A 25,063-nucleotide genomic window follows, 5' to 3' on the forward strand; every position below is an offset into this window, starting at 1 on the left:
TCTCCCCTCCGGGGAGAGGGTTGGGAGAGGGAAGCAACGGTGAAGCGCACCGAGACGCTGACCGACCGCGCCAAACAGCTCCGCACGAACCAGACCGCGCCGGAACAGGCGCTCTGGAAACTCCTCCGCGCCCGCCGCCTGTCCGGCACAAAGTTCACTCGCCAAGTCCCAGTCGGCTCGTACATCCTCGACTTCGCGGCACGCACCCAAAAACTGGCAATCGAACTGGATGGGGATACACATGCGACCCAAGTGGCGTATGACGCCGCCCGAACCGAGTTTCTCCAGGCGCAGGGCTACCGCGTGATCCGCTTAACCAATGCCGACGTGATGGGGAACCGCGAGGGCGTTCTCGACTCCATACTGGCAGCTCTTGCGTCCCCCCCTCTCCCCAACCCTCTCCCCGTTGGGGAGAGGGGGCAGGAAGGCGGAACACGACAGGCCCCCTCGTTCCTCCGGGGAGAGGATTGGGGAGAAGGGTTGCTACGCCCGAAGGATATTAAATGACCAACGGCCTCCTCCCCGAAGGTCTTCGCGACCGCCTCCCGCCCCATGCGGAGGCGGCATCGCGCCTACTCCACCGCGTCATCGTGGCGATCGGGCGGCACGGCTACGACCGCGTCTCCCCCCCGCTCGCGGAATATGAGGAGGAACTGGTCGGCCGGCTGAAGTCGGCGCGCCGGCAGGATCTGCTGCGCTTCGTCGATCCCGTGTCGCAACGCACGCTGGCGCTGCGCCCCGACATCACCGGCCAGGTCGGGCGCATTGCCGCCACCCGCATGGGTCACCGCCCGCGTCCGCTCCGTCTCGCCTATGGCGGCCCCGTCCTGAAGCTCCGCGCGACGCAGCTGCGGCCCGAACGCGAACTGACGCAGGCCGGCGCAGAGCTGATCGGCACCGCCGCGGTCCCTGCCATCGTCGAAATCCTGCGCGTCGCGATCGAGGCGCTGGAGGCCGCGGGCGTTACCAACATCACGATCGACCTGACGCTGCCCGACCTGGTCGAAACGCTCGCCGCCGGCCCGCTGCCCGTCGCCCCCGACCAGCTCGGCCGGCTCCGCGACGCGCTCGACGCGAAGGATGCCGGCGCATTGGCGGGGATCGGCGCGGCGGACTATCTGCCGCTGCTCCAGGCCGCCGGTCCGCTGCCCGCGGCACTCGCCCGGCTGCGCACGCTCAGCCGCTGGGAGATCCTCGACCAGCGGATCGCCGCGATCGCCGCGATCACCACCGCGCTCGACGGTCGCGTCGCCTTCACGCTCGATCCCACCGAACGGCAGGGCTTTGAATATCAGAGCCTGATCGGCTTCTCGCTGTTCGCCGGAGGCTTGCGCGGCGAGGTCGGTCGCGGCGGATCCTATGCCATCCTGCAGGCCGACGGCACGGCCGAGCCTGCGGTCGGCTTCTCGCTCTACATCGATCCGCTGGTCGATGCCGGGCTGGGGCAGGAACCTTCGCGCCGCGTCTTCGTGCCGCTCGGGTCCGATCCCGCCGCCGCCCGCGCGCTCCGCGCCGAAGGCTGGGTCACGGTCGCCGCGCTGACCGATGCCGACACGCCCGCCGGGTGCACGCACCGCATGGTTGGCGCGATCGCCGAACCGCTCTAAGGCGCGGCTTTACTTCTGCCCGCAGCAACAGAACGGGCGGGCACCCGGCAACGAACAGGACTCACCGAGCATGGCCAACGTCACCGTCATCGGCGCCCAGTGGGGCGATGAAGGCAAGGGCAAGATCGTCGACTGGCTGGCCGAACGCGCCGACATCGTCGTGCGGTTCCAGGGCGGTCACAATGCCGGCCACACTTTGGTCGTGGACGGCAAGGTCTACAAGCTGTCGCTGCTCCCCTCTGGCATCGTCCGCGGCACGCTCAGCGTCATCGGCAACGGCGTCGTGCTCGACCCCTGGCATTTCCGCGACGAGGTGGCGAAGCTCGCCGCGCAGGACGTGGCGATCACCCCGGACAACCTCCAGATCGCCGAAACCTGCCCGCTGATCTTGCCGTTCCACCGCGACTTGGACGGGCTGCGCGAGGATGCGTCGGGCGCCGGGAAGATAGGCACCACCCGCCGCGGCATCGGCCCGGCGTACGAGGACAAGGTCGGCCGCCGCGCGATCCGCGTCTGCGATCTCGCCCATCTGGACGATCTCGGGCCGCAGCTCGACCGGCTGCTCGCGCATCACGACGCGCTGCGCGCCGGGTTCGGCGAGGCCCCGATCGACCGCGCCCGGCTGCTCGCGGACCTGGCCGAGATCGCCGACGTCATCCTGCCCTTCGCCAGCCCCGTCTGGCGGACGCTGGGCGAGGCGCGCGCGCAGGGCAAGCGCATCCTGTTCGAAGGCGCGCAGGGCGTGCTGCTCGATGTCGACCATGGCACCTACCCGTTCGTCACCTCGTCCAACACGGTCGCCGGCACCGCCGCGTCGGGGTCCGGCCTCGGCCCAAGCGCGCCGGGCTTCGTGCTGGGCATCGTCAAGGCGTACACGACGCGCGTCGGTTCCGGCCCGTTCCCGACCGAGCTGGAGGACGAGACCGGCACGCGGCTGGGCGAGCGCGGCCACGAATTCGGCACCGTCACCGGCCGCAAGCGCCGCTGTGGCTGGTTCGACGCGGTGCTCGTCCGGCAGTCCGCCGCCGTGTCCGGCATTACCGGCATCGCGCTGACCAAGCTCGACGTGCTCGACGGGTTCGCGGAACTCCGCATCTGCACCGGCTATGATCTCGACGGCCGGCACTATGACTATCTCCCGCCGCACCCGAACGATCAGGCGCGCGTGAAGCCGATCTACGAAACGATCGAGGGCTGGTCCGAATCGACCGCCGGCGCGCGCAGCTGGGCCGACCTGCCGGCGCAAGCGATCAAGTATATCCGCCGCGTCGAGGAGTTGATTCGCTGCCCGGTGGCGCTCGTGTCGACCAGTCCGGAACGCGACGACACCATCCTCGTCCGCGATCCGTTCCAGGACTGACGCGATCACGTCGCTGTTGCTGCTGGTGTCGGCGCTGGCCTGTTGCTGGTTCATGCCCGGCCCGGTGGGCGGGACCGGCGCACTGGCGTTGGCGGCGCTGGCCGGGCTGACCTTTCCGGATACGGACCAGTTCCTGCCGCTGTTGCGCCATCGCAGCGCGGTGACGCACAGCATGCTGATCGTGCTGGTCTGCCTGGCCGATCGCCGGCTGCATCCGGTTGCCGCCGGTCTGGCGCTGGGCATCGGCTTTCACCTCGCGGCGGACTGCTTCCCCGTATCGATGCGCGGTTTCGCCACTGTGAAGATGCCGTTCGCCGGAACGCTCGATACGCAGAATTCCTATATCTGGCTGGCAGCCAATGCGGTTGCAGGCAGCTATGTCTTCGGCATGCTGGTCGAACGGCTCTACGGTCCGCAGATGCAGATCGCCGCGATGGTGGGCGCGCTGCTGCTCGGCGCGACCTATCTTGCGGGCGTGCCCGGCGGCTTCCGCGCGCTGGCGGTCTATGCCGCGATCTTCTGGGTCGGCTGGCGCCTGCATCAGCCGGCGGTAAGCTGAAGCCCTCTCCCCCGACGGGGAGAGGGTCGGGAGAGGGGGCGTGGCCTGGCGGCTGCCCATTCAAGAACGAAACAGCGTAGTTCGCGACACACCCGGTCAGCAACTCTTGCAGGCGACGACTTCAGCTCAGGCCAAGCCCCTCTCCCCGCAGGGGAGAGGGAGAAGGGTTTCAAACCGCAAAGACCCCTTCGATCACCGTCACGCACCGCCCGGTCAGCACGACCCGGTCCCCCGCCACCCGGCACCGCATGTCGCCGCCGCGCGCGCTCGCCTGATGCGCCGTCGTCTCCGGCCGCCCCAGCCGGGCCGACCACCAGGGTGCCAGCGCAGCATGCGCCGAACCCGTCACCGGATCCTCGTCAACGCCCCAGGCCGGCACGAACACCCGGCTGACCATGTCGGTGCGGTCGCCCGGCGCGGTGCAGATCGCCATCAGGCGGATGGCCGCCAGCGCCTTCATGTCGGGGGCCAGCGCGCGCACCGCCGCCTCGTCCGGCAACAGGATCACCGCGGTTTCCTGCACCGGCGGAGCCGAGAAGAACACCGGCGCATCCACAACGCCGAGCGCCGCGAGCAGTGGTGCCACCCGAACATCGCCTGCCGTCGCCGCCGTCATGCCGGTTGCCGGCAGGTCGAGCATATAGCCGTCGTCGGCGCGCCGCACCTCCAGCACACCCGCCTGCCGCGTCGCGAACCGGACGTGGGTCAGCGACAGGTCGTCGCCCAGCAGCACATGCCCGGCCGCCAGCGTCGCATGGCCGCACATCGCGATCTCGCTCGTCGGCGTGAACCAGCGCAGTTCATGGTCCGCCGGGCCGCCCGGCGTCGCCAGCAGGAACGCGGTTTCGGACAGGTTGTTTTCCGCCGCGATCGCGGTCAGCACAGTGTCGGGCAGCCACGTATCGAGCGGGATGACGGCCGCAGGGTTGCCGGTGAACGGCCGGTCGGCAAAGGCGTCGACCTGCGTGAAACGGGGCATGGCGATCTCTCCTGTGTCGGGTCGGCGGGTCTGCCGCGATCAGACGCCCAGCCGCTTGCCGAACCACGGCGGCGTCACGTCCGCCTCGACCAGCGGATTGTCCGGCTCGTCAATATGCCCCTCGGGGTCGAGGTGGATCAGGATCTCGACCTTGGGGAACGCCGCGCGGATCCGGTCCTCGACCGCGTCCATCACGTCATGCGCGTCGGCCACGGTCATGTCGCGCGCCACGCACATGTGAAACTGCGCGAAGTCGTGCGATCCCGATCGCCGTGTCCGGAAATCATGGATCCCGCGCAGTTCCGGGTGGCGCGCCGCCACTTCAAGAAACGCGTCGCGCTCCGCCTCCGGCCATTCGCGGTCCATCAACTGGTCGATCGCCTGGCTCGATGCCTGGAACGCGCCCCATGCGAGCCACAGCGCGATGGCGATCCCGAACAGCGGGTCGGCCCCCTTCACGCGGAAATACTGGTCCAGCACCAGCGCGCCGATCACCGACAGGTTCAACAGCAGATCCGACTGATAATGCACATTGTCGGCGCGGATCGCCACCGATCCGGTCTGCGCGATGATCCGCCGCTGATAGGCCAGCAACCCGAACGTCGCGACGATCGCCACCACCGACACGGCGATGCCGAACCCCGCATCGTCGGTCGCCTGCACGCCGTTCAGGCTGACCACCGCGCGCCAGCCGATGCCCGCCGCCGATGCGGTGATGAGCGCAACCTGGAACAAGGCGGCCAGCGCCTCCGCCTTGCCGTGGCCGAAGCGGTGGTCGTCGTCCGCCGGCGTCGCGGCCAGCCGTACGCCGTACAGCGTCACCAGCGACGCCAGCAGATCCAGTCCGCTGTCCGCCAGCGACCCCAGCATTGCGACCGACCCGGTATGCCACGCGGCGAACGCCTTCAGCACCATCAGCGCCGATGCGACCGCGACGCTCGCCAGCGCCGCGCGCGACGTCAGTCTGCCGTTCGCCCGGGTCATGGGTATAGCAGTCCTTCCGTCCAGCCGCCCTGCCCGTCCGGCCGGAACAGCCGCCGTTCGTGCAGCCGGTGCGCCCGGTCCTGCCAGAACTCGATCCGGTCCGGCGTCACGCGATATCCCGACCAGTGCGACGGGCGCGGCACCGGGCCGCCGTCGAACCGCGCCTTGATCTCCTCGAACCGGTCGTCGAACGTCTCGCGCCGGTCGAGCGGGCGCGACTGATCGGACGCCCACGCCCCCAGTTGCGAATCACGGCCGCGCGTCGCGAAATAGGCGTCGCCTTCCGCGTCCGACACGCAGCTCACCGCGCCTTCGATCCGCACCTGCCGGCGCAGCGATTTCCAGTGGAACGTCAGCGCCGCGACCCTGGTCGCGAGCAGGTCGCCCGCCTTGCGGCTTTCCAGGTTGGTGTAGAAGACGAACCCCGCATCATGCCCCTTCAGCAACACCATCCGCGCGGACGGTCGGCCGTCGGCGGCGACGGTGGACAGGCACATCGCCTGCGGATCATTCGGTTCGGATGCGGTGGCATCGGCCAGCCAGATATCGAACAGCGCATGCGGGTCGGTGGACATGCCCATCGCCATATCCGAACCGTCGGCGCTTTTCGACCCCGACGATCATGCCGCGGCGGGACAGTTTGCCCTTGCACGACCAAGAAGCACACCCATTTTGCAGCGTGACATATCGGCAACAGTTGGCGTTTCCCGGAAAGGGCGCGAAAGGGGCGCATGGCGGATCTTTATTCAAAGCTGAACGTGGCACGCGGCGCGAGCGAGGCGGACGTCAAGAAGGCGTATCGCAAGCTCGCCAAGGAGCTGCATCCCGACCGCAATCGCGACAATCCGAAGGCGTCGGAGAAGTTCTCGGAAATCACGCAGGCCTACGACCTGCTGTCCGACAAGGACAAGCGCGCGCAATATGACCGTGGCGAGATCGACGAGAACGGCCAGCCCAAGGCCGCGTTCGGCTATGGCGGCAGTCCGTTCGGCGGCCAGGGTCAGGGCGGGCGCCGACCCGGTACCGCCGGCGGCTATGGTGGTGCCGCGCCGGAGGCCGGTGATTTCGGCGATATCTTCGAAGGGCTGTTCGGCGGCCGGCGTGGCCCCGGCGGCCCGGCCGGCGGGTTCGGCGCGCGCCGCTCGCCGCCGGCCAAGGGCGCGGACATGGCCTACCGCCTGTCCGTATCGTTCGAGGATGCGGCATCGCTCGCCCCGCAACGCGTCACCCTGTCCACCGGCAAGGCGATCGACCTGAAGCTCAGCGTCGATGCAGTCGATGGCAAGCCGATGCGGTTGTCCGGCCAGGGCGAGGAAGGCCCTGGCGGCATCGGCGACGCGATCGTCACGATCGCGATCGATCCGCACCGTTTCTACACGCGCGACGGCGACGACATCCGCATGACCCTGCCGGTCACGCTGGAGGAAGCGGTGCTGGGCGCCACCGTCCGGGTCCCCACCGTCGACGGTCCGGTGAACTTCTCGGTGCCCAAGGGATCGACGTCGGGCAAGACGCTGCGGCTGAAGGAGCGCGGCTTTCACAAGAAGGGCGGCGGCCGGGGCTATCAATATGTAACGCTATCCGTCGATCTGCCGGCGGACGACGCGGAACTGATCGCGTTCGCCGAAAGCCGGCGCGAAACGCACACGCGCAACCCGCGCGCCGCTCTGGGCGTATAGCGCCATACACCTGCGCGACTGCGGAAAGCTTGAGGGGACACGCGTGACGGACCGCAGCAGGACAACCGAGCCGGCGGAAGGCAACCCATCGGAGTCGCTCGGCGACGTTTCGCCCGAATCGCCGGAGGCCCGCGCGCGCCGCCGCCACACCCTCGGTCGTCAGGTCGACAAGGTCCGGCCCGGCACCTATCCGTTCGAGGTGCTGAAACGGGTCGGTATCGGCGTCTATTCCGATGGCTTCATCCATGCCGGCAACATCGCCTATCTGGCGTTGCTGACGCTGTTCCCCTTCTTCATCGTGGCGCTGGCCGTCGCGTCGATCCTGGGGCGCAGCGACGACGGCCTGCGCACCGTCAATTCCTTTCTCGAAACCCTGCCCAACGGCGTGGCAGACCTGCTGCGCGATCCGATCGTGCAGGTGCTGAAGGCGCGCACCGGTTCGCTGCTCTGGCTCGGCGCGTTCGTCGGGCTGTGGACCGTCGGCTCGTTCATCGAAACGATCCGCGACATCCTGCGCCGCGCCTACGGCACCACGTCCAGCCAGCCCTTCTGGCATTACCGGCTGGGATCGGTCGCGATCATCATCGGCTCGGTGATGCTCGCGCTCATCTCGTTCGTGGCGCAGGGCGTGCTGACCGCGGCGGAACAGTTCATCTACCGCCTGCTGCCATGGGCGCAGGATATCGCCGGCTGGGTCGGCCTGTCCCGGCTCGTGCCCGCCGCGCTGATGTTCGGCGCGCTCTACCTGCTGTTCCTGACGCTCACCCCGTCCAAATATCGCTACGGCAGCTGCCCGAAATGGCCCGGCGCGCTGCTGGTCACCATATGGTGGCTGGGCACCACGGCGCTGCTGCCTATGCTGCTCGCCTCGCTCGGGGGTTACGAACCGACCTATGGCGGGCTTGCCGGCACGATCGTGGCGTTGTTCTTCTTCTGGACGGTCGGGCTCGGGATCGTGGTCGGGGCGCATCTCAATGCGGCACTGGCGGAAACGGTCGTCCCGGATATAGAGGGACCGCCGTCCGTTGCGTGACGACGAAGGAGTGACGATGCCCGGTTTGATGGATGGTAAGCGCGGTGTGATCATGGGGCTGGCCAATGATCGGTCGCTCGCATGGGGCATTGCCAAGGCGTTGCGCGCGCAGGGGGCCGAACTGGCCTTCACCTACCAGGGCGACGCCCTCCTCAAGCGCGTGCGCCCGCTGGCCGAAGAGGTCGGGTCCGACTTTCTCGTCGATTGCGACGTCGCGGACATGGCGGCGCTGGACGCCAGTTTCGCGCAGATCGCCGAACGCTGGCCCACCATCGACTTTCTCGTTCACGCGATCGGTTTTTCGGACAAGAACGAGCTGCGTGGGCTCTATGTCGATACCAGCCTCGACAATTTTCTGACGACGATGAACATCTCGGCCTATTCCTTCGTCGCGGTCACCCGCGCCGCACGCGCGATGATGCCGGACGGCGGGTCGATCCTGACGCTCAGCTATTATGGCGCGGAAAAGGTCGTGCCGCACTACAATGTCATGGGTGTCGCCAAGGCCGCGCTGGAAGCCAGCGTGAAATATCTGGCAATGGACCTCGGGCCGGAAAAGATCCGCGTCAACGCGATCTCCGCCGGCCCGATCAAGACGCTGGCCGCCAGCGGGATCGGCGATTTTCGCTACATCCTGAAATGGAACGAGCTGAACAGCCCGCTCCGCCGCAACGTGACGATCGAGGATGTCGGCGGCGCGGGCGTCTACCTGCTGTCCGACCTCGCATCCGGCGTGACCGGCGAGATCCACCATGTCGACGCGGGCTACAACGTCATCGGCATGAAGGCCGAAGACGCCCCTGACATCGCGCTGGCGTGACCAAACTCCCTCTCCCCTCCGGGGAGAGGGTCGGGGAGAGGGTCGGGGAGAGGGGCCGACGGGGAGGCCTCGTGAAACGGTTGCGGCTTGACCCATCGTTGCTCCGCTCTCCCGGAGGAAACAGGGCTGAAACCATGAGCTTCAACACTTTCGGTCGTATGTTCCGCTATACCAGCTGGGGCGAAAGCCATGGCCCGGCGCTGGGCGCGGTCGTCGACGGCTGCCCCCCCGGCCTGGCCCTGTCCGAAGCGGACATCCAGCCGTGGCTGGACAAGCGCCGCCCCGGCACATCGCGTTTCACCACGCAGCGCCGTGAACCCGACACGGTCCGCATCCTGTCCGGCGTGTTCGATGGGCACACCACCGGTACGCCCATCAGCCTGATGATCGAGAATGTCGATCAGCGGTCGAAGGACTATGCCAATGTCGCGGTCGCCTACCGGCCCGGACATGCCGACTATGCCTATGACGCGAAATACGGCTTCCGCGACCCGCGCGGTGGCGGGCGGTCGTCCGCACGCGAAACCGCCGCGCGGGTCGCCGCCGCGGCCGTCGCCCGCGTCGTCATACCGGAGGTCCGGATCCGCGCCTACCTGACCGAGATCGGCGGCGACGTGATCGATCGGGCCGCGCATGACGATGCGGAGATCGACCGCAACCCCTTCTTCTGCCCCGATCCCGCCGCCGCCGCCCGTTGGGAGGTCCTGGTCGACGCGGCGCGCAAGGCCGGGTCCTCGCTGGGCGCGGTCGTGGAATGCGTCGCGGAGGGTGTTCCGGCCGGCTGGGGCGCGCCGCTCTATGCCAAGCTCGACGGTGAGCTCGCCGCCGCGATGATGAGCATCAACGCGGTCAAGGGAGTCGAGATCGGCGACGGGTTCGCCGCCGCCCGGTCGCGGGGTGAGGACAATGCCGATGCAATGCGCCCCGGCGCCGACGGCCGGCCACTGTTCCTGGCAAACCATGCCGGCGGCATTGCGGGCGGCATCGCGACCGGGCAGCCGGTGGTGATCCGCGTCGCGCTGAAACCCACATCGTCCATCCTCACGCCCGTCGAAACGATCGACCGCACCGGTGCCGCCGCCGAAATCGCCACCGCTGGCCGCCACGACCCCTGCGTCGGCATCCGCGCCGCACCGGTGGTGGAGGCGATGATGGCGCTTGTCCTGGCCGACCAGAAACTGCTGCACCGCGGGCAAGTAGGCTGAAACGCCACGCCCGCGTTATATTCGAGCCGAGCGGAACCGATATACGGACGAACCGAGCGACTGACCTTCTCTCCGGACGTTGAGCACACGGATATTCTCGGAAAGGATTTTCCCATGAAGAACCGTCATCTGATGGGCGCATTGATCGCTATCGCTCCGGTCGTCGCCATGGCGCAGGTTGCGACCACGCCGCCGGTCGGCAACGCCTCCGAAAGCGCCACTATGAACAGCGTGACCGCCGGACCGCCCATCGAAACCGCACCGGTTGAGCGCGACACGGATGCGACCACGGACTCGCTCGAAACTGGAACGAACGATCCGCAGACAACGACCGCCACTCCGCCGGCGACAACAACCACCCCGGATCCCATCCAGCCCAAGCCAAAACCCTGAAACAGAACCTACGGCTGGCGAGGGGTGATCAAGCCCAGATTATCAGACCATGATGACCTGGGCTTCAGTCGCATAACTTGATCGGAGTTGAACTGATCTGTCCGCGACCTGTGCCAACGATCAGCGGCCGGGTTGGAGCGCAGGTTTGTATGTAGGTACAGACCGATCGAGCGGGAAATCAGGCAAGTGCCTGCCTCCGCCCTATCATCCCCCTACCGACGACGTCCCACCAGCGTACCGGCGGTGTTGTTCACCCGTTCGAACGTGAAGTCCGGCCATTCACGCTTCCAGCGACGCGCCACCAACCGCTCGCCCGGCCGGGCCGCGTCGTCGAGCAGAACGGTGCCGCCGCTGGGGATACGGTCGAACAACGTCGCTGCCGCACCACGCACCATGGGGTGCAGGAACCATGGTGGTCCGTCGACGATCAACAGGTCGATCCGGTCCGGCAGCGGCACCGGCGCATACCACGCTCCCGGCCAGCCATTGTCCTGATAGTCCAACGGGGCTGCGCGCACCTCCGCGTCCAGCCCACGCGTCGCCACCAGCCGGCGGGTCTCGCCCGCAAATTCTTCGCTGCCGTCAATGCTGACCAGTCGTCCGCCGCCGATCTGGTCCAGGCAGTGCGCCGCGACCAGCGTGCTGGTACCGCCGCCCAGTTCGACCACCGTCCGCGGCCGCCGGTCCAGTATTTCGGCCGCGATGATGTTCAGGAAATCCGCGTCGGCGCGCCAGCTACCCAGATCGGGCAGCGCCGCATCGTCAAGCCCGGTCCGCGCCAGCAACGCCGCCCGCGCCGTCGGGCCACCATCACCCAGGCTCTTCAACAGCCACGGCCAGCCGACCGCACCGGCCGCGCCCACCGCCAGCCATTCGTTCAGCATGCGCATGCCGGATCGTACCCGGTCGATGTCCCGCGTTGCTATCGTCTGCGCGCGGTCACGGGGAAGGGAAATGGGAGCCTCCGTCATCGCTCGCGTGTCCGGCGTGCGATGCGTCGGCATCGGCCGTTCGTCAATCCCATTGCGGCAATGGCTGGACCGGCCGGGACGGGTGGAGACGCGCCGCCCGTCAGGCCGCCTGCACAGCCGCCTGCGTCTCCGCGATCCAGCCACCGCCCAGCACCCGTTCCCCGCCGTAAAAGACCGCCGCCTGCCCCGGCGACACGCCATATTCCGGCAGTTCGAACCGCACATGGTCGCCGTCCAGCCACGCCGGCACCGGTTTCGCCATCGACCGCACCTTGGCCAGCAACGGCCCGGCATGGTCGCCGCCGATCCAGTTCAGATCCTCGATCCGCGCGCCCGCAACCGCCAGCGCCGCGCGCGGCCCCGCCACCACGCGCCGCGCGTCCGGTTCCAGCCGCACGACGTAGAGCGGATACGGACTGCCGCCGATCTCCAGCCCACGGCGCTGCCCCACCGTGAAATGCGCGATGCCGCGGTGCCGGCCCAGCACGCGGCCGTCCATGTCGACGATCTCGCCCGCCTCCGCCGTTTCGGGGCGCAGCCGCTTGACGATGCCGGCATAGTCCCCGTCGGGCACGAAACAGATATCCTGGCTGTCGGGCTTCATCGCGACGGTCAGCCCGTTCTGCGCCGCGATCGCGCGAACCGTGGCCTTCGGCATCCCGCCCAGCGGAAAGCGCAGATAGTCGAGCTGCGCCTGCGTCGTCGCGAACAGGAAATAGCTCTGGTCGCGCGCGGGGTCGATCGCACGGTGCAGCTGCGCGCCGCCGTTCGCCATCACGCGGCGCACATAATGGCCGGTCGCCAGGCAATCCGCGCCCAGCTCGCGCGCGATGCCGAACAGGTCGGTGAATTTTACCCCCTGGTTGCACCGGACGCACGGGATGGGGGTGCGGCCGCGGGCATATTCGTCCGCGAAATCGGCGATCACGTCGTCCCGGAACCGGCTCTCATAATCGAACACATAATGCGCGATGCCCAGCCGGTCGGCCACGGCGCGCGCATCGCGGATATCCTGCCCGGCGCAGCAACTACCCGCCCGTTTCACCGCCGCGCCGTGATCGTACAGCTGCAACGTGACGCCGATCGTCTCCGCCCCGGTCGCCTTGGCGAGAGCCGCCACGACCGAACTGTCGACGCCGCCCGACATCGCGACCACGATCCGCCGACCGCGCAGGGTTTCACCCAGTTGAAATTCTCCGTCCATTGACGGGCCATAGCGCATTTTCTGCGTGATCGGGACCCCGCCCTTTACTTCTGCGAAACCATGCCGGGTTAAGAGGGTGTTCGGCACCACCATTTGGACAGCGGATGGACCTTGGTTTTCACCGGCGCAGCCGCGCCCGCCCGCGCGATGACGCGACGCTTGACTACCACGCGGTGGTGGCCGGACTCGCGGCGGCGCAGGCACGCGGCGTCACCGCGATGGCGGCCGAACGCATCGCCCATGCGACCACCGCCTTTCCGTCGCGCGATGCCGCATTGGTGGTGCTGATGCTGTGCGAACCCGGTTGGGTGCGGGCGGCAGCGGCACTGGGTGGCAGTTTCGATGCCGCCCTGTCCATCAAGTTTCCGCCGCAGAAACCCTGACCGACGATAAACAAAACTGACCGTCGCCTTTACCTTCCCATTTTAGTCTTCCTTATATCCCCGCACTTTACACCGGCAATATTGAGAGTGAGGCCTCCCCCGACAGGCCCAGCGTTCTGAGGTAGTGATGATCGAGAACCAGAAGATCCGACCGGCACAGGTCATCGGCCCGCTCGGCGAACCGTTGACGGTGGACAGCCTGCCGCCGCCGCAGACGACGCGCTGGGTCGTGCGCCGCAAGGCGGAGGTCGTGGCTGCGGTCTCTGGCGGGCTGCTGTCGGTGGACGAGGTCTGCGACCGCTACGGGCTCAGCCTTGAGGAATTCGCCGGGTGGCAGCGCGCGGTCGATCGTTCGGGCATGCCCGGCCTGCGCGTCACCCGGATCCAGCATTATAAATCGCTCTACGAACGGCAGCAGAAATATTAACCTTTTCGGTGCCAATGTCGGCTCAGGCGGCCGACATCACCGGCCGGACCGACCTACCCAGTTCGCAAGGCGCGCAAAGCGTCGCGATCCCCTGAACCGAACACCTCGGCCCCGCCGCCCCCTTCCCCCGGGGCGCGCGGGGTTTTTCTTGTCTCGTCGCCCGTCCCGCGACATGGGTGGGGGCATGGCCCACCGCCCCGCCCGCCCGCTCCTGCTCTCCATGCTTCTGCTCGCCCCTGCGGCCCTGCCTGCGCAGCCGATCGCGCCGGGGCGCTGGGATGTGAAATCGACCGGCGTCGACCTCGTCATTCCCGGCACGCCCGCCTTCATGCTCCGCATGCTACGCGGCCGATCGCAGACGGAGAAAAAATGCCTGCTCCCCGCGCAGGCGCAGGGCGGAATCGCCGCGCTGCTGGTGCCGAAGCCGGACGCCAGATGCCAGGTAGAACGCGCCGTGGCGGCGGGCGGGCGGATCGATCATGTCATGCTCTGCCCGCAAAAGGACGGCGCGCCGCTTCGCATCGTCCGGGCCGGCATCTACACGCCGGCCGGCTTCACGCTGCACATGACGATGACCGGCACCACGCCGAAAGGGCCGATGCGCATCGTCGCGGATCAGGTCGCCACCCATGCCGGACCCAAATGCCCATGACCGATACGCCGTTCGATCTGCCCGCCTATCTGTCGCGCATCGGCCTTGCCGAACCGCCGCTGGCCGATGCCGACGGGCTGGCCACCGTCCAGCGCGCGCAACGCATGACGATCCCGTTCGAAAATCTCGACGTGCTGCTCGGCCGCGGCGTCTCCGTCGCGCCGGACGCGATCTTCGCCAAGCTCGTGGGGACACGGCGCGGCGGCTATTGCTTCGAACATAATCAGCTGTTCGCCGCCGCCCTCGCCGCGCTCGGCTTCGTCGTCCGCCCGCTGCTCGCCCGCGTCTGGCTCGGCGTACCCGATGACGCGACCGACGCTGCGGTCCCCGCCCGCACGCACCAGTTGCTGCTGGTCGACCTGCCGGACGGACCCTGGATCGCCGATGCCGGGTTCGGCGGCGCGTACACGCCGCCCATGCCGCTGCGCGACGGGGCCGCCGCCACCAGCCCGGACGGCGCGGTCCACCGTCTCTACGCGGACCCGGTCCACGGCTGGATCACGACGCGCGACGGCGATCTGCACGCCACCGACGCACGCGGCGTGCCGCAGGCCGGCGGCGGCCCGATCCGGCAGTACAGTTTCACCGAAGACCGCGTCTGGCCCGCTGACATCGCGCAGTGCAACCACCACATCGCGACCGTGCCCGACCACCGCTTCACGACGATGGCGCTCGTCAGCATCGTCCTGCCGCGCGGCTTCGCCAGCCTGACCGACCGCCACTACCGCCGCCGCAACGGCACGGAGGCGATCACCACCGACCTGACCGACCCGCGCGTGTACCGCATGCGGCTCAGTCTGGTCTTCGGCATCGACCTGACCGCGGAGGAGGTGGCCGCACTCGGGCTGTTCTGATCGGCCGGATCAGCCCGCGCAGGCCGCGATCCGCCGGCCGAGGATCCGCCACCGCATTTCACCGGTCATATTCGTACGGGACGACGTGACGACGTCATAGCCACGCACGTCGAGCGTCGGCGGAGACAGGACACCGCGGACCGTCCGGTCGGCCTGTCCGAAGATGCCGCCGCATTGGCGGCGACCGTTCAGCCGTCCCTCCGCAATGCGGATTCGCAACAGCGAACAGCCCCTTTCCCGCGAACGATCCGGGTCGTCGCCCAGCATGCGACGAATCGCCTGCTCGACCTTTACATCGGCGATGCAGTGCCTCGTCATGAACCCGGGTGTCATCGTCGGCGGAATGCGCTTCTGGTCGCCATCCTCGGGCGCTTCGTATGTGATCTGCGGCCCATGTTCGAATTGCCAAAGCCCGGCTACGACGACGGGACGTCTTCCGACGATCTCGATCGCGTCGTCCGCACGGTTGCGGGCCCTGACCACGATGTCCGGTGGCCGCACCGGCGTCCCGATCGGGTTCGGTCGCGGCGGATCCGTCCGTATCGTGACCGGGCCGCGTACGGGCGGGGTTGCCGCCAGCACCGGCGCAGGTACGGGCACCGCATTCCCGTCCTCCAGCGAATCAACTCGCCGGTTCACGCAGGATTTGGCCCGCGACAGCGAACCTCGCCCGGTCTCCCCACAGGCGCTCAGCATCGCAACACATGATCCGGTCGAGCCGCACATCGCCGCTTGATAGCGTGATGTCGCACCGCTGGAGGCTCCGGCCGCGCACCGCATAATCGATGCCGACCGTGCGCAGCTTGCGCGCGATGACGACGATCTCCGCCTCCGCGACAGGCCGGGCCGGCGGCGTCGGCACGACCATCGCGACCGCGGCCATCCCAGCCATCATCCCCAGCGCCGCCCCCAGCATCACCCGGCCTCCTACGATCCCCCCGGATGCTGCACGCGCACGGCGGATAACGCCAGACGCCGCACATTGGGCTGGGCGCCTATTCCACTTCCCAGGGTACGCCGGCCTCCGTCACGCGGAACCGCGTCCGCTCGGCCGCCGTCAACGCCGCCGTCAGCGCGCGCGGCGGCGCGTCGATCGCCTCGTCAGTCAGCTGGAACGTCCCCCAATGCACGCCCAGCGCGGTGCGGGCGCCCAGCGTGCGGAACGTGGCCGCCGCCTCCGCCGGGTTCATATACGCGTCCCGCATCAGGCCGCGCGGCTCGTACGCGCCGATCGGCAGGATGGCGAGCCGCACCGGGCCGCGCGCCGCCGCTTCCCGCGTCCAGCTGCCGTCGCCATAGCCCGTGTCCCCCGCGAAGAAGACGTTTCCGCCCGGCAGGCGGATCGTGAAGCCGGACCATAGCGCACGGTTGCGGTCCACGCCGAACCGCGATCCCCAGTGATGGACGCGTTCCACCACCACCGACACCGCCGGCGTCACCGCCACGCTGCCGCCCCAGTCGCGCGTCACGGACGGGATGCCCGCCTTGCGCAGGATGGCGTCATTGCCCAGCGATGTCACAATCAGCGGCTTGTCGCGCGCCCACAGCGCCTTCAGCGTCGGCAGGTCCAGATGGTCGTAATGATTGTGGCTGATCAGCACGACGTCGATCTTCGGCAGGTCGTCGAAGGCGATGCCCGGCGCACGGACCCGCTTCGGCCCGGCAAACCCCACCGGCGATGCGCGATCGGACCAGATCGGATCGGTCAGGATCGCCAGCCGCTGCGTCTGGATCAGCGCGGTCGCATGGCCGACCCACGTCACCGCCATCCGCTGCGGATCGATCGCCGCCGCCGGCACGCATTGCGCCCATGCCTCGTGCACCACGCCGCCGGTCCGCGCCGGGCAGGGTGTCAGCGCGGCCAGCGCGCGGCCCGGCGTCACCGGCACCGTTGCGGGCCACGGCGCGCGATCCCGCCCGGTCATGAACCGCAGCATCGACCCCGACCGCCGGCCGCCCGCCGCCGGATCGCCGGGGTTGAAGAAGCGCGCGCCGTCGAAATGGTCGCTCGCCGGCCCGCGATAATAAATCCGGTCCAGGAACCGCGGCACGATCACCACCGCCAGGCACAACCCGACCACGGCGAACAAAAGCCCGGTCGCCAATCGCTTCCCGATCCGCTGCATACACCCATCCTCGCACTCTCCGTCGGGCACGAACGCCCCGCCACCGGGTCGGGTCCGCCACCGGGGCACATCGGCGTCCATGCCACCGATCGCTGCGCCTGCCACACCATATCGCAAAATGGGTCGCGCCGGCCGGGCCATGCCCCACGCGTCGCCCAAGCCCGCAGCATCCGTGCCACCGGCGACTATGTCGGCGGCACCCGGCTGGGCGGCGATGAGACGTCGGTCGACTACGGCGCGTTCGCGGCGGTCGAACTGCCATGGCTGCCGTTCGGCTATTTCGCGGTCGAAGGGGATGGCCGCCACGCCACGGACGGCCGCGACGATCCGGAACGCGTCATGGGCGGGGTGTATTTCCGGCTGTGGTCCGGAGCGCAGGTCGTCCGACCGAAGCGATATCCCGGCCTGCGCTGGGATGACGTAGAAGGGAGTAACTCATCCCGGCGAAAGCCGGGATCGCCCTTCGGTCGAGGACAAGCCCGACACAAACCTCAGACCCCCTCCAACGCCATCCGCGCGATCTTCTCGCGCCAGACCAGCGGCGCGGTGTGGTGGACGCTCACCCCCTCCGCATCGACCGCCACCGTCACCGGCATGTCGCGCACCTCGAATTCGTAGATCGCCTCCATGCCCAGGTCTGCGAACCCGACGACCTTCGCGCCCTTGATCGCACGTGCCACCAGATAGGCCGCACCGCCCACCGCCATCAGATAGGCGGACTTGCGTTCGCGGATCACCTCGATCGCGGCCACCCCGCGCTCCGCCTTGCCAATCATCGCGAGCAGCCCCTGGTCGAGCATCATGGCGGTGAACTTGTCCATCCGCGTCGCGGTGGTGGGGCCGGCCGGGCCAACGACCTCACCCGCGATCGGATCCACCGGCCCGACATAATAGATCACGCGGCCCGCAAACTCGACGGGCAGCGGCTCGCCCTTGGCCAGCATGTCCTGGATCCGCTTGTGCGCCGCATCGCGCCCGGTCAGCATCTTGCCGTTCAGCAGCAGCCGGTCGCCCGGCTTCCACGTCGCCACCACCGCGGGGGTCAGCGTGTCGAGGTCGACGCGGATCGACTCCTTCGACGGCGTCCACTCCACCTTCGGCCAGTCGTCCAGGTTCGGCGTCTCCAGATACACCGGCCCCGCGCCAGTCAGCGTGAAATGCGCGTGGCGCGTCGCCGCGCAGTTCGGGATCATCGCGACCGGCTTGGACGCCGCATGCGTCGGCCAGCTCTCGATCTTCACGTCCAGGATGGTCGACAGCCCACCCAGCCCCTGCGCGCCGATGCCCAGCGCATTGACCTTGTCGAAGATCTCGATCCGCATCGCCTCGGTTTCGTTGGCGGGGCCGCGCAGCTTCAGCGTCGCCATGTCGATGTCGCCCATCAGCGATTCCTTGGCCAGCGTCATCGCCTTTTCCGCGGTGCCGCCGATGCCGATCCCCAGCATCCCCGGCGGGCACCAGCCGGCGCCCATCTTCGGGATCATCTCCAGCACCCAGTCGACGATGCTGTCCGACGGATTCAGCATCGCGAACTTGCTCTTGTTCTCGGATCCCCCGCCCTTGGCCGCCACCGTCACCTCGACGGTGGCACCCGGCACCATCTCCACGTTCACGACCGACGGCGTATTGTCCTTGGTGTTCTTCCGCGAAAACGCCGGGTCGGCCACGATCGACGCGCGCAGCCGGTTCTCGGGGTGCAGGTAGGCGCGCCGCACCCCCTCGTCGATCACCGCCTGCAACGACGATGCGCTCTCCAGCCGGCAATCCTGCCCCCATTTCACGAACACCGTGACGATGCCGGTATCCTGGCAGATCGGGCGATGCCCCTCCGCGCACATCCGCGAATTGGTCAGGATCTGCGCGATCGCATCCTTGGCCGCCGGGCCCTGCTCCGCCTCATACGCCGCCCCCAGCGCGCGGATATAATCCATCGGATGGTAGTAGCTGATATATTGCAGCGCGTCGGCGACGCTCTCGATCAGGTCGGCTTCGCGGATGGTGATCATGGACAGGCGCTTCCCCAGATATGGTGGCAGCACCTTACCGCGTCGCGACCGGCCGCGCCAATCGCCACGATCTTCCGGTGCGCTTCATATATTTTTCGGCCGATTGACAGGATCGGAAAGCGTGGAAATCCGCCGCGTCGCGCCGTTTCCGCGGGGGCCTTGGACAGTTCGGCCGATTGATCTGCGGCGCGCGGCGGTTTAGCCATGGAAACACAAGACCTAGTGCGTCGTTCAGCCTTCCGACACGATCTCTAGTGAACAAAGCTGTGGATAAATCGGGGACTATAATGGATTTCGCCTCTTCGAACGAGACCGCGACGGCGCCCTTGGCGGACGAACGCCCCGCGCAGGATGCGCCGGCGGCCTCCGTTTCGCAGCAGGGCGCCCGGCCGCAACTTCACGTCGTCACGATCGATCACAGCCGTGACGCGCTGCTGACCGATTTCGGCAAGGATACGCTCAAGGACCGCTACCTCCTGCCTGGCGAAAGCTACCAGGATCTGTTCGTCCGCGTCGCCTCGGCCTATGCCGACGATCAGCCGCACGCCCAGCGGCTCTACGACTATATCTCGCGTCTGTGGTTCATGCCGTCGACGCCGGTGCTGTCGAACGGCGGCACCGGTCGCGGCCTGCCGATCTCCTGCTACCTGAACTCGGTCCCCGACAGCCTCGAAGGCATCGTCGAGACGTGGAACGAGAATGTCTGGCTCGCCTCGCGCGGCGGCGGCATCGGCACCTATTGGGGCAATGTCCGCGGCATCGGCGAACCGGTCGGTCTGAACGGCAAGACCAGCGGCATCATCCCGTTCGTGCGCGTCATGGACTCGCTTACGCTCGCGATCAGCCAGGGCTCGCTGCGTCGTGGTTCGGCCGCCTGCTATCTCGACGTCAGCCATCCGGAGATCGAGGAATTCCTCGAAATCCGCAAACCCTCGGGCGACTTCAACCGCAAGGCGTTGAACCTCCATCACGGCGTGCTGCTGACCGACGCCTTCATGGAGGCGGTCCGGTCGGGCTCCAGCTTCGACCTCGTCAGCCCGAAGGACGGCAGCAAGCGCGCCGAGGTCGACGCCCGCTCGCTGTTCCAGAAGCTCGTCGAAACGCGGCTCCAGACCGGCGAGCCCTATATCGTGTTCGCCGACACGGTGAACCGCGCGATGCCCAAGTTCCAGCGCGACGTCGGGTTGAAGGTCTCGACCTCCAACCTCTGCTCGGAAATCACGTTGCCCACCGGGCGCGACCAGTTCGGCCGCGATCGCACCGCGGTCTGCTGCCTCTCCTCGCTCAACCTGGAAAAGTGGGACGAGTGGAACGGCGACAAGCGGTTCGTGGAGGACGTGCTGCGCTTCCTCGACAATGTCCTGCAGGACTATATCGACCGCGCCGAGCCGGAAATGGAGCGCGCGCGCTACTCCGCGGAGCGTGAACGCTCGGTCGGCCTCGGCGTCATGGGCTTCCACAGCTTCCTCCAGGCACGCGGCGTGCCGTTCGAAGGCGCGATGGCGAAGAGCTGGAACATGCGGATGTTCAAGCAGATCTCCGCACAGGCCGACGAAGCCTCGATGCAGCTCGCGATCGAACGCGGTGCCTGCCCCGATGCCGCCGACCAGGGCGTGATGGCGCGTTTCTCCTGCAAGATGGCGATCGCGCCCACCGCGTCGATCAGCATCATCTGCGGCGGCACCAGCGCCTGCATCGAACCGATCCCGGCCAACATCTACACGCACAAGACGCTGTCGGGCTCCTGGTCGATCAAGAACCCATATCTGGAAAAGCTGCTCGCGACCAAGTCGAAGAACAGCGACGCGGTGTGGAACAGCATCCTGGAACTGGGCGGCTCGGTCCAGCATCTCGATTTCCTCTCGGCCGAGGAAAAGGACACGTTCAAGACCAGCTTCGAGATCGACCAGCGCTGGCTGCTCGAACTCGCCGCCGACAGGACGCCCTATATCGACCAGGCGACCAGCCTGAACCTGTTCATCCCTGCCGACGTGGAGAAATGGGACCTGCTCATGCTCCACTTTCGCGCCTGGGAACTCGGCATCAAGTCGCTCTATTATCTTCGTTCCAAGAGCATCCAGCGCGCCGGTTTCGCCGGTGGGGTGGAAGCCGACAACAGCATCGACCTCCGCCAGATCGAACTGGACGTGAAGGACTATGACGAGTGCCTCGCCTGCCAATAATCCGGCAATCCGTGAGTTGAGCTTGTTCTAGTCCGTCAGTCCGCATCAGAAAGAACCGCCATGTCCCTTCTCTCCGCCTCCCGTGTCTACAAGCCGTTCGAGTACCCTTGGGCATTCGATTTCTGGAAGCGCCAGCAGCAGCTTCACTGGCTGCCGGAGGAAGTGCCGCTCGGCGAGGATTGCCGCGACTGGGCGCAGAAGCTCAGCGATCATGAGCGCAACCTTCTCACGCAGATCTTCCGCTTCTTCACGCAGGCCGACATCGAGGTGCAGGATTGCTACCACGAAAAGTATGGCCGCGTGTTCAAGCCGACCGAGATCAAGATGATGCTGACCGCGTTCAGCAACATGGAGACGGTCCACATCGCCGCCTACAGCCATCTGCTCGACACGATCGGCATGCCGGAAAGTGACTATAACGCCTTCCTTCAGTACAAGGAGATGAAGGACAAGGTCGACTATCTCGACACGTTCGGCGTCGACAGCGACGAGGATATCGCCCGCACGCTCGCGATGTTCGGCGGCTTCACCGAGGGGCTTCAGCTGTTCGCCTCGTTCGCGATGCTGATGAACTTCCCGCGGTTCAACAAGATGAAGGGCATGGGCCAGATCGTCACTTGGTCGGTCCGCGACGAAAGCCTGCACTGCGAAGGCATCATCAAGCTGTTCCACGCTTTCTGCCACGAACGCCAGTGCCTGACGCCGGCAGTCCGCGACGACATCATGGACATGTGCCAGAAGACCGTCCGGATCGAGGACGCGTTCATCGACCTCGTCTTCGAAATGGGCCCGGTCGAGGGCATGAAGGCCAAGGATATCAAGAAATATATCCGCTACATCGCCGACTGGCGGCTGGGTCAGCTCGGCATGAAGCCGATCTACATGATCGAGGAGCATCCCCTCCCCTGGCTCGCCCCGCTCTTGAACGGCGTCGAGCATGCGAACTTCTTCGAAGCTCGCGCAACCGAATATTCCAAGGCCGCGACGCGTGGCCAGTGGAACGACGTGTGGGACTCGTTCGATCGCCGCAAGGTCGCCGGTGCGGCCCTGCCCGTCGCGAACGAGGATGTCGCGATCGGCGACATGTTCGGCCACGCCGGGATTGCGGCGGAGTAAGGATCTGGTCGCCCCTTCTTGTCGGGAGGGGGCGACAACAAACCCGTGGGGCCACGGACCCTCGCTGCCGGCCAATCGTTCCCATGTCCGACGCCGCAAATCGGCGGACCATGAACAAAGGACCCTCGGATGGCAGACAAGACCCTCGGCAAGAGCATGGCGAAATCCGCCGCCATCGGCGCAGTCATCGCGATCCCGGTGCCGTTCATCGGCCCGATCATCGGTGCCGCCGCCGGTGCCGGCTACGCCTACTACAAGGCCAAGAAGCGCGGTTACTGACGAGCTGACGGGAGAGCTTGCGGCCGCCCTGTCCCGACATGAAGTCAGACGCACTCAATCATCGCAAGCATGACCAAGCCCCCTCCCCCTTCCGGGGGGAGGGTTGGGGAGAGGGTTTTAGGCTGGAAAGGTCCTCGCCTTAGAATAAACCCAAAGAAACAAACAACAAAGGCCGTGGGCAAAGCCCACGTCGTCGGCCGGGCTCGGCGCCCGCCGGTTGGGCTTCGCGCTCTCGGAAACAGCCATGCTGTTCCCGTGGCGCTCAGCCTTCATCCCCCATCCGCAGCGCCGCGATAAACGCCTCCTGCGGGATCGACACATTGCCATATTCCCGCATCCGCTTTTTGCCTTCCTTCTGCTTCTCCAGCAGCTTCTTTTTCCGGCTCGCATCGCCGCCATAGCATTTGGCGGTCACGTCCTTACGCAGCGCCGCGATCGTCTCGCGCGCGATCACCTTGCCGCCGATCGCCGCCTGGATCGGCACCTTGAACATGTGCCGCGGGATCAGGTCCTTCAGCCGCTCGCACATATGCCGCCCGCGGGCCTCGGCGGCGGAACGGTGGACGATCATCGACAGCGCGTCGACCGGCTCGTTGTTCACCAGCACGTTCATCTTGACGAGGTCGCCCTCGCGGTACCCGATCTGGTGATAGTCGAACGACGCGTAGCCGCGGCTGATCGACTTCAGCCGGTCGTAGAAGTCGAACACCACTTCGTTCAGCGGCAGTTCGTAGGTCAGTTGCGCGCGGCCCGACACGTAGGTCAGGTTCTTCTGGATCCCGCGCCGGTCCTGGCACAGTTTCAAGATCGACCCGAGATGTTCGTCGGGCACGTAGATCACCGCCTCGATCCACGGCTCCTCGATCGTGTCGATCTTCATCGGATCGGGCATGTCGGCCGGGTTGTGCAGTTCGGTCATCCCCGCGCCGTGCGCCAGGTTGATATGGTACACGACCGACGGCGCGGTCGTGATCAGGTCAAGGTCGTACTCGCGCGTCAGCCGCTCCTGGATGATCTCCAGATGCAGCAGCCCCAGAAACCCGCAGCGGAAGCCGAAGCCCAGCGCCGCCGACGTCTCCATCTCGAACGAGAAGGACGCATCGTTCAGCCGCAGCTTGTACAGGCTGTCGCGCAGCTTCTCGAAATCGTTCGCATCGATCGGGAACAGCCCGCAAAACACCACCGGCTGCACCAGCTTGAACCCCGGCAGCGCCTCCGCCGTCGGTCGCTTGGCATCGGTGATCGTGTCGCCGACCGCGGTCTGCGCCACTTCCTTGATCTGCGCGGTGATGAAGCCGATCTCGCCCGGTCCCAGTTCCGCCAGCACGTCGATCTTCGGCCGGAACGCTCCCACCCGGTCGATCAGATGGACGGTGCCCGCCTCCATGAACTTGATCTGCTGGCCCTTCTTCAGGACCCCGTCGATCACGCGTACCAGGATGACGACGCCCAGATACGGGTCGTACCAGCTGTCGACCAGCATCGCCTTCAGCGGCGCCGCCGCGTCGCCCTTCGGCGGCGGAATATGCGCCACGATCGCCTCGAGGATCTCGTCGATCCCGATCCCCGACTTGGCCGACGCCAGCACCGCATGCTCGGTCGACAGGCCGATCAGGTCCTCGATCTCCGCCTTCACCTTTTCCGGCTCGGCGGCGGGCAGGTCGATCTTGTTGATGACCGGGATGATCTCGTGGTCGTGCTCGATCGACTGGTACACATTGGCCAGCGTCTGCGCCTCGACGCCCTGCGCGGCGTCGACGACCAGCAAGGCGCCCTCGCACGCCGCCAGCGACCGGCTCACCTCATAGGCGAAATCGACATGGCCCGGCGTGTCCATCAGGTTCAGGACATAGGCCTTGCCGTCCTTGGCGGTGTAGTCGAGCCGCACGGTCTGCGCCTTGATCGTGATCCCGCGCTCCTTCTCGATCTCCATATTGTCGAGCACCTGCGCGGTCATCTCGCGGTCCTGCAGGCCGCCCGTGCGCTGGATCAGGCGGTCGGCCAGCGTCGACTTGCCATGGTCGATATGCGCGATGATCGAGAAATTGCGGATCGAGGAAAGTGGGGTCACGCGGGGCCGATCTTGGGCGGGAGTATTGGGTCTCCGCCGCGATAGCAGGTGGGCGCGTAAGGGGCAAAGGCTTGGGAATGCGCGGGGGCTGGGTGGGACAAGAAAGCCCTCTCCCCCGCGGGGACAGGGTTGGGAGAGGGGGTGTGGCTTGGGGTAGGATGGAGCGTAAAAA

General features: G+C 67.2%; 26 protein-coding genes. 16 read left to right on the forward strand and 10 right to left on the reverse strand.

Annotated features, from left to right (window positions below):
• The first annotated feature begins 39 nt into the window (after positions 1-39).
• From BKY59_RS14355 to BKY59_RS14370, 4 genes are all read left to right on the forward strand, one after another.
• Complete coding sequence (locus tag BKY59_RS14355; protein WP_076072764.1) at positions 40-507, forward strand: DUF559 domain-containing protein; 468 nt, start codon at positions 40-42, stop codon at positions 505-507.
• Positions 504-1,607: an ATP phosphoribosyltransferase regulatory subunit gene (locus BKY59_RS14360; protein WP_076072766.1), complete on the forward strand. Its 1,104-nt coding sequence runs from the start codon at positions 504-506 to the stop codon at positions 1,605-1,607. The genes BKY59_RS14355 and BKY59_RS14360 overlap by 4 nt, the downstream gene beginning before the upstream one ends.
• A gap of 70 nt (positions 1,608-1,677) precedes the next feature.
• Complete coding sequence (locus BKY59_RS14365) at positions 1,678-2,967, forward strand: adenylosuccinate synthase (RefSeq protein ID WP_076072767.1); 1,290 nt, start codon at positions 1,678-1,680, stop codon at positions 2,965-2,967.
• Positions 2,968-2,983: 16 nt separating this feature from the next.
• Positions 2,984-3,526, forward strand: a complete 543-nt coding sequence (locus BKY59_RS14370; RefSeq protein WP_076072769.1) for a hypothetical protein — start codon at positions 2,984-2,986, stop codon at positions 3,524-3,526.
• Positions 3,527-3,695: 169 nt separating this feature from the next.
• On the opposite strand, the gene BKY59_RS14375 is transcribed toward BKY59_RS14370, so the two are convergent.
• From BKY59_RS14375 to pdxH, 3 genes are read right to left on the reverse strand one after another with little or no spacing between them, the layout of a single operon-like run.
• Positions 3,696-4,505 carry a PhzF family phenazine biosynthesis protein gene (locus tag BKY59_RS14375; RefSeq protein WP_076072771.1) on the reverse strand — a complete coding sequence of 270 codons (810 nt, stop codon included), beginning with the start codon at positions 4,503-4,505 and terminating at the stop codon, positions 3,696-3,698.
• Between the two features lie 39 nt (positions 4,506-4,544).
• Complete coding sequence (locus BKY59_RS14380; RefSeq protein ID WP_076072772.1) at positions 4,545-5,489, reverse strand: cation diffusion facilitator family transporter; 945 nt, start codon at positions 5,487-5,489, stop codon at positions 4,545-4,547.
• Entirely contained in the window at positions 5,486-6,064 is a 579-nt protein-coding gene (pdxH, locus tag BKY59_RS14385) for a pyridoxamine 5'-phosphate oxidase (protein WP_076072979.1), read from the reverse strand. The genes BKY59_RS14380 and pdxH overlap by 4 nt, the downstream gene beginning before the upstream one ends.
• 156 nt (positions 6,065-6,220) lie before the next feature.
• Between pdxH and BKY59_RS14390 the strand changes: the two genes are divergently transcribed.
• The 5 genes from BKY59_RS14390 to BKY59_RS14410 all read left to right on the forward strand — a co-directional run bounded on the left by BKY59_RS14390 (position 6,221) and on the right by BKY59_RS14410 (position 10,619).
• Positions 6,221-7,168: a DnaJ C-terminal domain-containing protein gene (locus BKY59_RS14390; protein WP_076072774.1), complete on the forward strand. Its 948-nt coding sequence runs from the start codon at positions 6,221-6,223 to the stop codon at positions 7,166-7,168.
• A 43-nt stretch (positions 7,169-7,211) separates the two neighbouring features.
• The gene (locus tag BKY59_RS14395; RefSeq protein WP_076072776.1) at positions 7,212-8,201 is read left to right on the forward strand and encodes a YihY/virulence factor BrkB family protein; all 990 of its coding nucleotides are present in this window, start codon (positions 7,212-7,214) and stop codon (positions 8,199-8,201) included.
• A 16-nt stretch (positions 8,202-8,217) separates the two neighbouring features.
• Positions 8,218-9,021 (forward strand): enoyl-ACP reductase FabI, encoded by an 804-nt coding sequence (fabI, locus tag BKY59_RS14400; protein ID WP_076072777.1) that lies wholly within the window; start codon positions 8,218-8,220, stop codon positions 9,019-9,021.
• Between the two features lie 134 nt (positions 9,022-9,155).
• Complete coding sequence (gene aroC / locus BKY59_RS14405; protein WP_076072779.1) at positions 9,156-10,226, forward strand: chorismate synthase; 1,071 nt, start codon at positions 9,156-9,158, stop codon at positions 10,224-10,226.
• A gap of 114 nt (positions 10,227-10,340) precedes the next feature.
• Complete coding sequence (locus tag BKY59_RS14410) at positions 10,341-10,619, forward strand: hypothetical protein (RefSeq protein ID WP_076072780.1); 279 nt, start codon at positions 10,341-10,343, stop codon at positions 10,617-10,619.
• A gap of 212 nt (positions 10,620-10,831) precedes the next feature.
• Here BKY59_RS14410 and BKY59_RS14415 read toward each other — a convergent pair whose 3' ends face one another.
• Both BKY59_RS14415 and mnmA read right to left on the reverse strand, forming a co-directional pair.
• The gene (locus BKY59_RS14415; protein ID WP_165374863.1) at positions 10,832-11,590 is read right to left on the reverse strand and encodes a class I SAM-dependent methyltransferase; all 759 of its coding nucleotides are present in this window, start codon (positions 11,588-11,590) and stop codon (positions 10,832-10,834) included.
• A 100-nt stretch (positions 11,591-11,690) separates the two neighbouring features.
• Complete coding sequence (gene mnmA / locus BKY59_RS14420; RefSeq protein WP_076072783.1) at positions 11,691-12,794, reverse strand: tRNA 2-thiouridine(34) synthase MnmA; 1,104 nt, start codon at positions 12,792-12,794, stop codon at positions 11,691-11,693.
• 104 nt (positions 12,795-12,898) lie between these two features.
• Between mnmA and BKY59_RS14425 the strand changes: the two genes are divergently transcribed.
• The 4 genes from BKY59_RS14425 (at position 12,899) to BKY59_RS14440 (ending at position 15,110) form a co-directional block, all read left to right on the forward strand.
• Entirely contained in the window at positions 12,899-13,177 is a 279-nt protein-coding gene (locus BKY59_RS14425) for a hypothetical protein (RefSeq protein WP_076072785.1), read from the forward strand.
• Between the two features lie 127 nt (positions 13,178-13,304).
• Entirely contained in the window at positions 13,305-13,604 is a 300-nt protein-coding gene (gene sciP, locus BKY59_RS14430) for a CtrA inhibitor SciP (protein ID WP_076072786.1), read from the forward strand.
• Positions 13,605-13,788: 184 nt separating this feature from the next.
• Positions 13,789-14,256, forward strand: coding sequence for a DUF3617 domain-containing protein (locus BKY59_RS14435; protein ID WP_076072788.1), 468 nt, complete (start codon positions 13,789-13,791; stop codon positions 14,254-14,256).
• The gene (locus BKY59_RS14440; RefSeq protein ID WP_076072789.1) at positions 14,253-15,110 is read left to right on the forward strand and encodes an arylamine N-acetyltransferase family protein; all 858 of its coding nucleotides are present in this window, start codon (positions 14,253-14,255) and stop codon (positions 15,108-15,110) included. The genes BKY59_RS14435 and BKY59_RS14440 overlap by 4 nt, the downstream gene beginning before the upstream one ends.
• Before the next feature lie 9 nt (positions 15,111-15,119).
• On the opposite strand, the gene BKY59_RS14445 is transcribed toward BKY59_RS14440, so the two are convergent.
• From BKY59_RS14445 to BKY59_RS14460, 4 genes are all read right to left on the reverse strand, one after another.
• Positions 15,120-15,749: a DUF3617 family protein gene (locus tag BKY59_RS14445; RefSeq protein WP_076072791.1), complete on the reverse strand. Its 630-nt coding sequence runs from the start codon at positions 15,747-15,749 to the stop codon at positions 15,120-15,122.
• Positions 15,733-16,026 carry a hypothetical protein gene (locus BKY59_RS17815; RefSeq protein WP_076072792.1) on the reverse strand — a complete coding sequence of 98 codons (294 nt, stop codon included), beginning with the start codon at positions 16,024-16,026 and terminating at the stop codon, positions 15,733-15,735. Before BKY59_RS17815 ends, BKY59_RS14445 begins: the two co-directional genes overlap by 17 nt.
• Before the next feature lie 79 nt (positions 16,027-16,105).
• Positions 16,106-17,542: an MBL fold metallo-hydrolase gene (locus BKY59_RS14455; RefSeq protein WP_076072794.1), complete on the reverse strand. Its 1,437-nt coding sequence runs from the start codon at positions 17,540-17,542 to the stop codon at positions 16,106-16,108.
• Between the two features lie 185 nt (positions 17,543-17,727).
• Positions 17,728-19,242 carry a fumarate hydratase gene (locus BKY59_RS14460; RefSeq protein ID WP_076072796.1) on the reverse strand — a complete coding sequence of 505 codons (1,515 nt, stop codon included), beginning with the start codon at positions 19,240-19,242 and terminating at the stop codon, positions 17,728-17,730.
• A gap of 287 nt (positions 19,243-19,529) precedes the next feature.
• Between BKY59_RS14460 and BKY59_RS14465 the strand changes: the two genes are divergently transcribed.
• From BKY59_RS14465 to BKY59_RS17820, 3 genes are all read left to right on the forward strand, one after another.
• The gene (locus BKY59_RS14465; protein ID WP_076072797.1) at positions 19,530-21,425 is read left to right on the forward strand and encodes a ribonucleoside-diphosphate reductase subunit alpha; all 1,896 of its coding nucleotides are present in this window, start codon (positions 19,530-19,532) and stop codon (positions 21,423-21,425) included.
• A gap of 60 nt (positions 21,426-21,485) precedes the next feature.
• Positions 21,486-22,541, forward strand: a complete 1,056-nt coding sequence (locus BKY59_RS14470) for a ribonucleotide-diphosphate reductase subunit beta (protein WP_076072799.1) — start codon at positions 21,486-21,488, stop codon at positions 22,539-22,541.
• A gap of 129 nt (positions 22,542-22,670) precedes the next feature.
• Positions 22,671-22,820: a hypothetical protein gene (locus BKY59_RS17820; protein WP_165374864.1), complete on the forward strand. Its 150-nt coding sequence runs from the start codon at positions 22,671-22,673 to the stop codon at positions 22,818-22,820.
• 262 nt (positions 22,821-23,082) lie between these two features.
• Here the strand turns inward: BKY59_RS17820 and lepA are convergent, their stop codons facing one another.
• The gene (gene lepA, locus BKY59_RS14475) at positions 23,083-24,891 is read right to left on the reverse strand and encodes a translation elongation factor 4 (protein WP_076072800.1); all 1,809 of its coding nucleotides are present in this window, start codon (positions 24,889-24,891) and stop codon (positions 23,083-23,085) included.
• Positions 24,892-25,063: the final 172 nt, after the last annotated feature.

Origin of the sequence: Sphingomonas montana, from assembly GCF_001956315.1 — a bacterium.
Lineage (GTDB): Bacteria > Pseudomonadota > Alphaproteobacteria > Sphingomonadales > Sphingomonadaceae > Sphingomonas_R > Sphingomonas_R montana.

Excerpts from the sequence above, each read along its gene's own strand:
- BKY59_RS17815 (WP_076072792.1), bottom strand. The coding sequence starts at position 16,026 with ATGCTGGGGGCGGCGCTGGGGATGATGGCTGGGATGGCCGCGGTCGCG.
- BKY59_RS14415 (WP_165374863.1), bottom strand. The coding sequence starts at position 11,590 with ATGACGGAGGCTCCCATTTCCCTTCCCCGTGACCGCGCGCAGACGATA.
- BKY59_RS14425 (WP_076072785.1), top strand. The coding sequence starts at position 12,899 with ATGGACCTTGGTTTTCACCGGCGCAGCCGCGCCCGCCCGCGCGATGAC.
- BKY59_RS14365 (WP_076072767.1), top strand. The coding sequence starts at position 1,678 with ATGGCCAACGTCACCGTCATCGGCGCCCAGTGGGGCGATGAAGGCAAG.
- mnmA (WP_076072783.1), bottom strand. The coding sequence starts at position 12,794 with ATGGACGGAGAATTTCAACTGGGTGAAACCCTGCGCGGTCGGCGGATC.
- BKY59_RS14465 (WP_076072797.1), top strand. The coding sequence starts at position 19,530 with ATGGATTTCGCCTCTTCGAACGAGACCGCGACGGCGCCCTTGGCGGAC.
- pdxH (WP_076072979.1), bottom strand. The coding sequence starts at position 6,064 with ATGTCCACCGACCCGCATGCGCTGTTCGATATCTGGCTGGCCGATGCC.
- BKY59_RS14380 (WP_076072772.1), bottom strand. The coding sequence starts at position 5,489 with ATGACCCGGGCGAACGGCAGACTGACGTCGCGCGCGGCGCTGGCGAGC.
- fabI (WP_076072777.1), top strand. The coding sequence starts at position 8,218 with ATGCCCGGTTTGATGGATGGTAAGCGCGGTGTGATCATGGGGCTGGCC.
- BKY59_RS14360 (WP_076072766.1), top strand. The coding sequence starts at position 504 with ATGACCAACGGCCTCCTCCCCGAAGGTCTTCGCGACCGCCTCCCGCCC.
- BKY59_RS14460 (WP_076072796.1), bottom strand. The coding sequence starts at position 19,242 with ATGATCACCATCCGCGAAGCCGACCTGATCGAGAGCGTCGCCGACGCG.
- BKY59_RS14390 (WP_076072774.1), top strand. The coding sequence starts at position 6,221 with ATGGCGGATCTTTATTCAAAGCTGAACGTGGCACGCGGCGCGAGCGAG.
- BKY59_RS14375 (WP_076072771.1), bottom strand. The coding sequence starts at position 4,505 with ATGCCCCGTTTCACGCAGGTCGACGCCTTTGCCGACCGGCCGTTCACC.
- BKY59_RS14470 (WP_076072799.1), top strand. The coding sequence starts at position 21,486 with ATGTCCCTTCTCTCCGCCTCCCGTGTCTACAAGCCGTTCGAGTACCCT.
- sciP (WP_076072786.1), top strand. The coding sequence starts at position 13,305 with ATGATCGAGAACCAGAAGATCCGACCGGCACAGGTCATCGGCCCGCTC.
- aroC (WP_076072779.1), top strand. The coding sequence starts at position 9,156 with ATGAGCTTCAACACTTTCGGTCGTATGTTCCGCTATACCAGCTGGGGC.
- BKY59_RS17820 (WP_165374864.1), top strand. The coding sequence starts at position 22,671 with ATGGCAGACAAGACCCTCGGCAAGAGCATGGCGAAATCCGCCGCCATC.
- BKY59_RS14435 (WP_076072788.1), top strand. The coding sequence starts at position 13,789 with ATGGCCCACCGCCCCGCCCGCCCGCTCCTGCTCTCCATGCTTCTGCTC.
- BKY59_RS14410 (WP_076072780.1), top strand. The coding sequence starts at position 10,341 with ATGAAGAACCGTCATCTGATGGGCGCATTGATCGCTATCGCTCCGGTC.
- BKY59_RS14440 (WP_076072789.1), top strand. The coding sequence starts at position 14,253 with ATGACCGATACGCCGTTCGATCTGCCCGCCTATCTGTCGCGCATCGGC.